The 9,289-nt window shown below is 71.3% G+C and carries 9 protein-coding genes; 6 read left to right on the top strand and 3 right to left on the bottom strand.

Translation table 11 applies throughout. The annotated features are described in order from the left end of the window. The 3 genes from GVN67_RS07855 to GVN67_RS07845 all read left to right on the top strand — a co-directional run. Positions 1-499 (top strand): DUF2491 family protein (locus GVN67_RS07855; protein ID WP_159994513.1); only part of this gene is annotated, 499 nt, incomplete at its 5' end. 15 nt (positions 500-514) lie between these two features. After that, a complete protein-coding gene (locus GVN67_RS07850; RefSeq protein ID WP_159994511.1) occupies positions 515-928 on the top strand; it encodes a DUF350 domain-containing protein in 414 nt (137 codons plus the stop codon). Between the two features lie 29 nt (positions 929-957). After that, complete coding sequence (locus tag GVN67_RS07845; RefSeq protein ID WP_159994509.1) at positions 958-1,758, top strand: hypothetical protein; 801 nt, start codon at positions 958-960, stop codon at positions 1,756-1,758. Positions 1,759-1,818: 60 nt separating this feature from the next. On the opposite strand, the gene GVN67_RS07840 is transcribed toward GVN67_RS07845, so the two are convergent. Then, entirely contained in the window at positions 1,819-2,232 is a 414-nt protein-coding gene (locus GVN67_RS07840) for a pore-forming ESAT-6 family protein (protein WP_159994507.1), read from the bottom strand. Between the two features lie 185 nt (positions 2,233-2,417). Here GVN67_RS07840 and GVN67_RS07835 point away from each other — a divergent pair, with 185 nt between their 5' ends. The 3 genes from GVN67_RS07835 (at position 2,418) to GVN67_RS07825 (ending at position 5,572) form a co-directional block, all read left to right on the top strand. After that, positions 2,418-2,885 carry a CinA family protein gene (locus GVN67_RS07835; protein ID WP_159994505.1) on the top strand — a complete coding sequence of 156 codons (468 nt, stop codon included), beginning with the start codon at positions 2,418-2,420 and terminating at the stop codon, positions 2,883-2,885. Positions 2,886-3,073: 188 nt separating this feature from the next. Continuing rightward, the gene (locus GVN67_RS07830; protein WP_235035137.1) at positions 3,074-3,814 is read left to right on the top strand and encodes a TorF family putative porin; all 741 of its coding nucleotides are present in this window, start codon (positions 3,074-3,076) and stop codon (positions 3,812-3,814) included. Between the two features lie 141 nt (positions 3,815-3,955). Continuing rightward, on the top strand, positions 3,956-5,572 hold the full coding sequence (locus GVN67_RS07825) for a hypothetical protein (protein ID WP_159994501.1): 1,617 nt from the start codon (positions 3,956-3,958) through the stop codon (positions 5,570-5,572). 48 nt (positions 5,573-5,620) lie between these two features. Here the strand turns inward: GVN67_RS07825 and GVN67_RS07820 are convergent, their stop codons facing one another. Both GVN67_RS07820 and GVN67_RS07815 read right to left on the bottom strand, forming a co-directional pair. Further along, positions 5,621-7,213, bottom strand: coding sequence for an ABC transporter substrate-binding protein (locus GVN67_RS07820; RefSeq protein ID WP_159994499.1), 1,593 nt, complete (start codon positions 7,211-7,213; stop codon positions 5,621-5,623). Between the two features lie 30 nt (positions 7,214-7,243). Next, positions 7,244-9,208 carry a primary-amine oxidase gene (locus tag GVN67_RS07815; protein WP_159994497.1) on the bottom strand — a complete coding sequence of 655 codons (1,965 nt, stop codon included), beginning with the start codon at positions 9,206-9,208 and terminating at the stop codon, positions 7,244-7,246. Positions 9,209-9,289 lie beyond the last annotated feature (81 nt).

Below are 9,289 nucleotides of genomic sequence, written 5' to 3'. Positions count from 1 at the left end.
GGGCCAGGGGAGGCAGAACCCGGGGGGGCAGAACCCGGGGGGACAGGGCTCGCTCGTCCGGCTCTACCTGCCGGAGGAGCAGGGCATGATCCAGCTGCATCTGGGCGCCGGCAACACGCCCGACGAATGCCGCTTCTTCGCGCTGCTCGACGAGGTCACGCCGGCCGACGAGGCCGAGTGGCAGGCCTGGCTCGACCCGCGCGAGGGCATGATCGGCTGGCCCGAATTCCAGACCAAGGACGGCCAGACCTACCAGCGGCTCTGGGCGCCGGGCTCCTCCCGGATCGCGCCGCGCGAGATGCTGGAGGAGGTCGAGACCACCACCGGCCGCCGCAGCATCCGCAACCAGAGCATGCTCTATGGCCGGCCGACCGGCAGCCCGGCGCCGGCGCCGGCCACCGAATACATCCTGGTCTCGGCCATCGAGGATGGCCAGGACGCCTGGGTGGAGATCCGCGCCGGGCTCGACCTCAACCCCGCCTCGCTGTCGCTGGCCTGAAGGACGCAACGCGCCATGGACGTCATCCTCGAGACCCTGCGGGCCGGACTGCCGGTGCTGGTGCTGCAATTCGCGGTGACGCTGGCGCTGCTGGCGCTGGGCGTCGCGCTCTACACCGCGATCACCCCGTTCCACGAGATGCGGCTGATCCGCGAGGGCAATGCGGCGGCGGGCGTGGTGCTGGGCGCCAGCCTGGTTGCGCTGGCCATCCCGCTGGCCGCGACGCTCGCCACCAGCCGGGTGACGCTCGACATCGTCGTCTGGGGGCTGGTGGCGCTGGTGCTGCAGCTGCTGGTCTTCGCCGCCGCCTCCTTCCTGATCCGCGGGCTGCGGCAGATGATCGAGGCCGGCAACCTGGCCGCCGCCTGGCTGCTGGCCGGGCTGCAGCTGGCCGTCGCCCTGCTGAACGCCGGCGCCATGGCCGGCTGATCCGTACTTAGGCACAAGGAAAAAACGCCATGCTGGCCTTCATCCGCAACCTGGTGGGCGTGAAGACCGACCAGGCCGTCACCTCGGCCGTCGAGGCGATCGTCCGCTGGGATCCGAAATCGGCGACCGAGGCCGAGCTGCGCACCATGGAGCAGCATCTGGACAAGCTCGGCCTGCAGGTCGCCGAGGCGCGGCAGATCTTCGACAAGGAGCGCCGCGAGGCGGAGACCATCGAGAAGCTGTCGCAGCAGCGCCTGGCCGCGGCCGAGCAGATCCAGAACCGCGCGAGCGCCGAGGCCGATCCGGCGAAGAAGGCGGAGCTCGAGCGCTCGCTCGGCACGCTGGTCGCCATGCTGGAGGAGATGGCGCCGGAGCTGGAGCGCGAGAAGCGCGACGCCGTCGAGGCCGAAGAATTCCTGGCGATGCTGACCGAGACCTACAACCAGGCCGGCGCCAAGCTGAAGACGGCGCGCGCCGAGCTGACCCGGGCGCAGCGCGACATGACGCGGGCCGAGCAGCAGCGCGACGCCGCCGACCGCCGCGCCGAGGCGGCGCGCCAGGCGGCCGGGCTGACCGGCGCGACCAGCGGCCTCAGCGTCGCGCTGAAGGCGATGCAGGACACGGCGGCGCGCAACCTGGCCGAGGCCGAGGCGGCCAACAGCAAGGCGAAGCTGCTGGCGCCGACCCGCCCCGAGCAGGACGACCCGAATATTGCCGCGGCCTTGCAGGCGGCGAGCGGCGGCGGCGGGCCGGCGCTGAACCTCGGCGACCGGCTGGCGGCGCTGCGCGACAAGCAGGGCGTGCCGAAGCGGATCGGCGGCCCGGGCTGAGACGAGAAAGGCCGGCGGGGTCGCCCCCGCCGGCCTTTTTCCTGTCCGGGCCTCGATCGGTTACTGCGGCGGCAGCGAGGCGCCGGCCTGCTTCACCGAATCGCCCATGCGCTGGCACAGCGCGGCCTCGGTGGTGCTCTGGCCCTTGGCCGCGTCGGCCAGGGTCACCGACTGCGGGCCGACGACGATGGCACCAGCCTTGCCGCGGGCATAGGCCGCCTCGCCACCGCTGGTGTCGGTGGGCTTCGGCAGGTTGGCCATGATGCGGGTCTGCAGCGCGACGGTGCTGGCCTCGATATGGCCGGCCGCCTGGCAATATTCGAAGACGCCTTGCTGGTTGCGGGCCGCTTCGAAAATGGTCTTCAGCTGCTCCGCCGTCGGGCCGGCCGGCATCCCGGCCGGCGGCGCCTGGGCGAAGGCCGGGCCAGCCAAAGCGAGCAGGGCGGCGGCGAGAAACGGGGTGCGCAGCGACATGGCGGGAGATTCCTCCTGGGCTTGGTCCGGCCCGCTGGGACGCGGCCGGTCAGTTGCCGCGTTATAGATCCGCAAGAACAGGTGGAACAGGTCCCGGGCTTTATTTCCCTGATCCATGAACGGGTTGTGATATTCTTTTCAAAGACAGAATATAACGCATTCTTGACCTGAGCGGAGGCTGACGAATGGTGGAGCAGGACGTTGCGGCGCTTCTGGCGGCCAGGGGCGAGAAACTGGCGGTGGCCGAATCCTCGGCCGGCGGGCTGATCTCGTCGCGGCTGCTGGCGCTGCCGGGCGCCTCGGCCTTTTTCCTGGGCGGCGCGGTGATCTACACCGCCGCCGCCCGCGAAGGCCTGCTGGGCATCACCGGGGACGACATGGCGGGGATGCGGCCCTCGACCGAGGCCTATGCCGCGCTGCTGGCGGGGCGGGTGCGGCAGCGTCTGGGCGCGGAATGGGGGCTGGCGGAAACCGGCGCGACGGGGCCTTCGGGCAATCGGTATGGCGATGCCGCCGGCCATGCCTGCCTGGCGGTCGCCGGGCCGTCCGGCCGGGTGCTGACGCTGGCGACAGGGCAGGCGGATCGCGCGACGAACATGGCACGCTTCGCGGAAGACGCGCTGCGGCTGCTGCTGGCGGCGCTGCGGGGCTGACATGGCGAGCGGCGGACATCCGATGCCGCCTGCGGCGCTTCGCCTTCTCCACCATCCCGGCCAATAACCATCGGGCGCCTGGCAGCAGCTTTACACCCCGCTGACACCGCCCGCCGCAAGGCCGCATCGCGCCTTTGCGCGGCGTCCGGCTATCGCCAGGCCTCACCCGCCTTCCGATGGACAAGCCCATGCGCCCCGCTCTTCCCCTGACCCTTGCCGCCCTCCTGGCCTGCGCCGGCCCCGCCGCCGCGCAGCTGCGCAGCGAGGCCCTCGGCCTGTCCTTCACCGCCCTGCCGGTGGCCGGCAGCGACTATCTGTTCCGCGGCATCAGCCAGACCCGCAGCCGCCCGGCCCTGCAACTGACGCTGGAGGCCGTGCAGGACAGCGGTTTCTATCTCGGCGCCTTCGGCAGCCAGGTCGCCTTCGCCGGCAGCGATGCGCGGCAGGAGCTCGATCTTTCGGCCGGCTTCCGCTTCGACGCGCTCGGCATCGCCTGGGATATCGGCGCCGTCCATTACGGCTATCCGGGCCATGACCGGCCGGCCGGCGGCTATCGCCTCGACTATGTCGAGGCGGCGCTGAAGGCCAGCCGCGGCATCGGGCCGGTCACCGCCCTGGCCAGCGTCAATCTGTCGCCCGACTTCTTCGCCCGATCCGGCCTGGCGGTGGCCCTCGAGGGCGGCGCCGACATCGCCCTGCCCGGCGAGGTCACCCTGTCCGGCCGCCTCGGCCACCAATGGATCGAGCGGGAGGCGCGGTTCGGCGCGCCCGACTACCTCTGGTACTCGATCGGCCTGTCGCGCGAGCTCGCCCAGGGCGTCAGCCTCGCCGCCAGCTATGCCGGCACCGATATCGGCCGGGCCGATTGCGGCGGCGGCCAGAAGATCTGCGACAACCGTTTCATGCTCAGCCTCAGCCGCCGCTTCTGACATCAGGAACGTGATCCGCCGCTCGATTGCCGCCTTTCGGGCCGTGGTCTAGCTGCTTGCGATAAAGCTCGGAGGGCAGGCGCGATGGCGCGGATCGGACGGATTGGGGCATGGCTGGTGCCGCCCAGGGCGGCTTTGGCGATGGCGGCTTTGCCGATGGCGGCGCTGCTGGCCGGGCTGCTGCAGGCAGGACCGGCGGGCGCGCAGCCCCGCCCGACGCCCCCGGCGCCGCCGGCTGCCGCCGAGACCGGCCCGCCGAAAAGCGGCGGCGGCGGCGGTGCCGCGGGCGGCACGGCGCGGGCCGGCGGCGCCAGCTGCCCGGGCGGCCAGGTCGCCGAGATCGCCACCAGCGCCGAGGCCGCCGCGCGGGTGCCGCCGCTGGTGCCCGACCAGCGGCTCTGCGTCCGGCTCGGCCGCGGGCAATCCGCCTATTTCCTCGTCGCCCCCGAGGCCGGGCGCGACTACACCGTCACCACCAGCAGGCTGGGGCGCAGCACCGACACGGTGCTGGCCGGGCTCGACGCGCGCGGCCGCAAGCTGATCGAGGATGACGATGGCGGCGGCGACGACCTGTCCTCCAGCCTGGAGGTCAGCGCCGACAGCCGGGTCGCGGTGATCCGCGCCGGCACGCTGGACAACCAGGCCGGCAGCTTCGACATCACGCTGCGCCGCAACGCGCCGCAGACCGCGCCGGATTTCCCGACCAGCCAGGAAATGGCCGGCACCGCGCCGCCGCTGGAGCCCGGCAACACCCGCCACCTGCGGCTGCGCCGCAACCAGACCGCCTATTTCGCGCTGCCGGCCGATCGCGCCGGGCTGGTCGCCGTCACCCGCAACCTGCGCGCCAGCACCGACACGGTGCTCGCCTTGCTCGATGCCGAGGGGCGCGTGCTGCTCGAGGATGACGATGGCGGCGGCGGCTTCGCCTCGGAGCTGGCGCTGAACGACCCGCCGGAGGGCGCGGTGACGCTCCGCGTCGGCACGCTGGAGCGGGCGGGCGGCGAGTTCGACCTGGTGCTGGTGCGCGAGGCGCCGCAGCCGCCGCCGGATTTCCCGACCACGCTGCAGGCCGCCCGCGACCGCGGCCCGATCGCGGCGGGGACGCTGTCGCTCGATCTCGGCCGGCGGCAGAGCGCCATCTTCGCCCTGCCGCAGGACCAGGGCTTCGTCATCGAGACCCGCAACCTGCGCAATGATGCCGATACCCAGCTGTTCCTGCTGGACGAGGACGGCGCCGTGCTGGCCGAGGACGATGATGGCGGCCAGGGCCTGGCCTCCCGCATCGCCACCAGCCGCGCCGGGCGCCGCCCGGCCTTCGTCCGCGCCGGCACGCTGAACGGCCAGGGCGGCCGCTTCGACCTGGTGCTGCGCGCCAGCGGCAGCCGCGGCGCCAGCGGCCCGGCTGCGGCCGGCGGCGGCCCGGCCGGCACCGTCGAGGAGGCGGCGCGCCGTCCGACGCTGATCATCGGCGAGGCGGTCTCGGTGCGGCTGGAGGGCGACCAGGCCGCCGTCTTCGCCCTGCCCAATGACGGGCGGATGGCGATGGCGCTGACCTTCTCGCTGTCTGAGGGCGCCGACACGGTGCTGGAGATGCTCGATGCCGATGGCCAGGCCATCGCCGAGAATGACGATGCCGATGGCGGCCTGGCCTCGCGCCTGGCGATCGAGCCGCAGCCGCGCCCGGCCTTCCTGCGGGTGAAGCAGCTCGGCGGCGCGACGGCCAGCTTCCAGCTGGTGCTGATCCGCCTGGCGGACTGAGCTTTCGCGAAGCGCCCGGCGACGGTGTCGCCGGGCAGGTCGCGCGGGCTAGACCCGGTTGACGTTCCAGAACACCGGCATGCCCTGGACCACGCCGGCCAGGGTCTTCCGATAGGCCCAGTTCTGGAAATACTGGCCGAGCGGCATGTAGGGCACTTCCTGCAGCGCCTGATCCTGGATCTCGGCGGCCAGCTTCTGCTGCGTCGCCAGGTCGGGGGCGTCGAACCACTGGTTCCGCAGCGCCTCGACCTTCGGCATGGTCGGCCAGCCGAACCAGGCGCTGGTGCCATTGCCGCGCAGCGCGATGTGGGTGCCGGGGTTGAAGAAGTCGAGCCCGGTGAAGTTGGTGAAGAACATGTTCCAGCCGCCCTTCTCGGGCACCTCGCGGCTGGCGCGGCGCTGCACCACCACGCCCCAGTCGGTGGTGATGAAGTCGATGTTCATCCCCGCCTTGGTCAGGTAGTCGGCCGCGACCTGGGCCAGCTGGAACAGCGCCGGCTGGTCGGTCGAGCCCAGCAGCGTCACCTTCTCGCCCTTGTAGCCGGCGGCGACCAGGTCGCGCTTCACCTTGGCCAGGTCGCGCGGGCCGGTGATGGCCGACATGCCGGCGGCGCTCGCCATCGGCGTGCCGGCGGGGAAGAAGCCGATGCCGTCGCGCCACTGGCTGCGATCGGCGCCGATCACCGCGGTCATGAAGTCTTCCTGCGCCAGCGCGCCGAGCAAAGCGCGGCGGATCGCCGGATTGTCGAAGGGCGGGTGCAGATGGTTGAAGCGCGCCAGCGACATGAAGCCGGTGGGGTCGGAGACCTCGACCTGGATGTTGCGGTTGCGCTTCAGCTGGGTGGCGATATCGGCGATCGGCTGCTCCAGCCAGTCGACCTCGCCATTCTGCAGCGCCGCCGCCGCCGTCGCCTGGTCGGGCAGCACCTGCCATTCGATGCGGTCGAAATTCACCCGCTTCGGCCCGCTGGTCCAGGCCACCGGCCCGTCGGCGCGGGGGACGTAGTCGCGGTTGCGCTCATAGACCAGGCGGGAGCCGGGGATGCGCTCGCCGGCGACCCAGCGGAACGGGCCGGAGCCGATGAACTCGGTGACCGGCACGGCGGCCTCGCCGCGGGCCATGCGCTCCGGCATCACCACCAGGATCGGCGTGCCCGGCTTGGCCAGCGCGTCGATCAGCAGGGGGAAGGGCTTCTTCAGGCGGAAGCGGATGGTGCGGTCGTCGGGCGCCGAGAGCTCGTCGGTCGCCGCCATCATCGCCTGGCCCATGGCGTCGCGCACCGCCCAGCGGCGGATCGAGGCGACGGCGTCGCGCGCCAGCACCGGCGACCCGTCATGGAACTTCAGCCCCTCGCGCAGGCGGATGCTGACGCCGAGCCCGTCGCTGGACACCTCATGCCCCTCGGCCATCTGCGGCTGCGGCTTGAAGTCCTTGTCGATGCCGTAGAGCTGGTCCCAGATCATCAGCGCATGGTGGCGCGTGACATAGGCGGTGGTGACCACGGGGTCGATCACCGTCAGATCCGATTGCGGGACGAATTTCAGCACCTTCGGCGCCTGGGCGATGGCCGGCGCCGCCAGGGGCAAGGCTGTTGTGGCGCTGAGCGCCATGCCGGCGCGAATCAGGTCACGTCGCTGCATCGTCCAAATTCCTTGACGGTGGAAGAAAGGTCATTCGCCCGCGCGGGGAGGGGCGCAGGCATGGCAGCTCGCGGCATTGACCGTGGGCGCCAGGTCGATGCCGGGATTGCGGTCGAAGAAGCCCGACGGCATCAGGCGGAAGCCGGTGCTGATGCAGGGCTGCACGGGGAAGTCCTCGGGCCGCACCGGGTGGTGCAGGCCGAAGCAGTGCCACAGCACCAGCGGCCCGTCGGTTATTTTTCTGTTCTGTTCGGTGATGGCGTGGATGTCGTCGGCGCCATCGGAATGGTTCATGTACTCGCCGGCGGGGTAGCGTTCCTCGGCCTGCATCGGCGTGGCCCAGAGATGGTTCTGGGTGAAGCGCGACCGCTTGCCCGAGGGCGAGCCGGGCGACACCATCGGCGCCACGGCATGCAGCGGCTCCAGCTTGTACGCCGTGGGCCGGCCGACGGCGTTTTTCTTTTCGTTGCTCACCACCTTCCAGTAGCGGTGGCTTTCGGGGGCGACGCGGCGGCGGGCGGCGAGCTCGGTCTCCAGCAGCGTCTCGGTCTCGAAGAAGGCGTTGCCAAATGGGTTGGACGGGCCTTCCGGCTCGGCCTCGGTGTTGCATTCGACCAGGCTGTTGCGGTCGCCATCGACGGCCATCTCGAGGCGCGCGCAGAAGATATGCTGGTGGATCTGGCCGGCGACGCCGGGCGCCACCTCCCGCGCGTATTTGCCGGGCTGGCCGGGAAGGCAGGCCGCCGTGTTGATGATGCCGGTGGCCTTGACCTCGAACTGGATGGCGCCGTCGGTGTGCAGGTACCAGTAGAGCGCGTATTCGTAATTGCCGACGGTGCAGATGCAGGAGACCACCAGCTTGCGCGCCCGCCGCACCTCGCTGCGGTTGCTACGGAAATCCCAATGCTTCCAGAGCAGGCCGGCATCCTCCTCATGGATGCAGATGGCGTTCTCGATGGTCATCACGCCGCCCTGCATGGTGCCGAGATGCCCATCCAGATACTGGATATGGCCGAGGCAGTCGCAGCCGAGCTTCAGCGAGTTGGTCAGCTTGCCGAGGCCATATTCGCCGACATCGAAGACATTCTTGCGGTAGTGGCCGTTCTCCGGCGAGCCGTAGGGCACCACCATCTCCACCAGCGAGGCGCGGTGCAGCACCGGGCGGCCGTCATAGCGGATGTCGTGCAGGGTCAGCGCCTCGCGCGCGTTGAAGCCGATGCGCAGGCTCCAGCGGTCCCAGGTCAGCTGCCGCCCGTCGAGGCGGAAGCTGACGCCCTCCGGCTGCACCACGTCGAGCGGCTTGTAGGGCTGGCGCGGCGTCTGCAGGAAATCGCGGTCGTAATTCACCTCGGCCATCGGCACCGGGATGACGCCATGGTCGTCGACGCGGATCACCGTGCCGGTCATCAGGTCGACCACGGCGTTCAGACCCTCGATCGGATGGGCGTAGAAATTCTCGTGCGGGCGCAGCCGCAGCCAGGCGAAGGTGTGGCAGAGCAGCCGGCCTTCCTCGCCGGGAATGCCGAAATTGCCGGCCGACCAGGGATCGACGCAGACCTTCTCCATCTCGGTGATGCCGCGCTTCGCGCAGGCCGCGATGAAGCGGGGGTCCTCGCGGACCAGTGTCTCGATCTGCAGGAACTGCTCGATCTGGATCATCGGCCGCGCCGCGGGCAGGTGGCGCGACGCCACCACCGCCCCGGCATCGAGGTCGACCACCAGCCGCCAGACCCCGGGCTGGCTGGCGCGGAACAGCGTGGCGCGGGCCTGGCGCGGCGGCGGCGGCCCGCCGGCCTCGAAGCCGCGCAGCGCCTCGCGGTCGGGGTCCTTCAGCTCGATGGTCTCGAACAGCGCGGCCTCGCCGTGCTCCGGCGCGGCGCGGAGGAGGGCGACCACGCGCCGCAGCTCCGCCGGCGTCAGCGGGTCGAGCGGATGCGCGGCCGTGGCGACCGGCGCGGATTTCCCCGCGCAGCCACAGACGGAAAGGTCGTTCATCTCAGGCTTCCTCCGCATCGCGGCGCGCCTGGCTTTTGCTCCCAGAATCGCGAGCCTGCCGGCAAAGCGGGCCGCCGTCCA

This window comes from Roseomonas sp. 18066 (genome assembly GCF_902706185.1).
Lineage (GTDB): Bacteria > Pseudomonadota > Alphaproteobacteria > Acetobacterales > Acetobacteraceae > Pseudoroseomonas.
The sequence above is the reverse complement of the archived record's forward strand: the minus strand, read 5'-3'. Positions and strand labels throughout refer to the sequence as shown.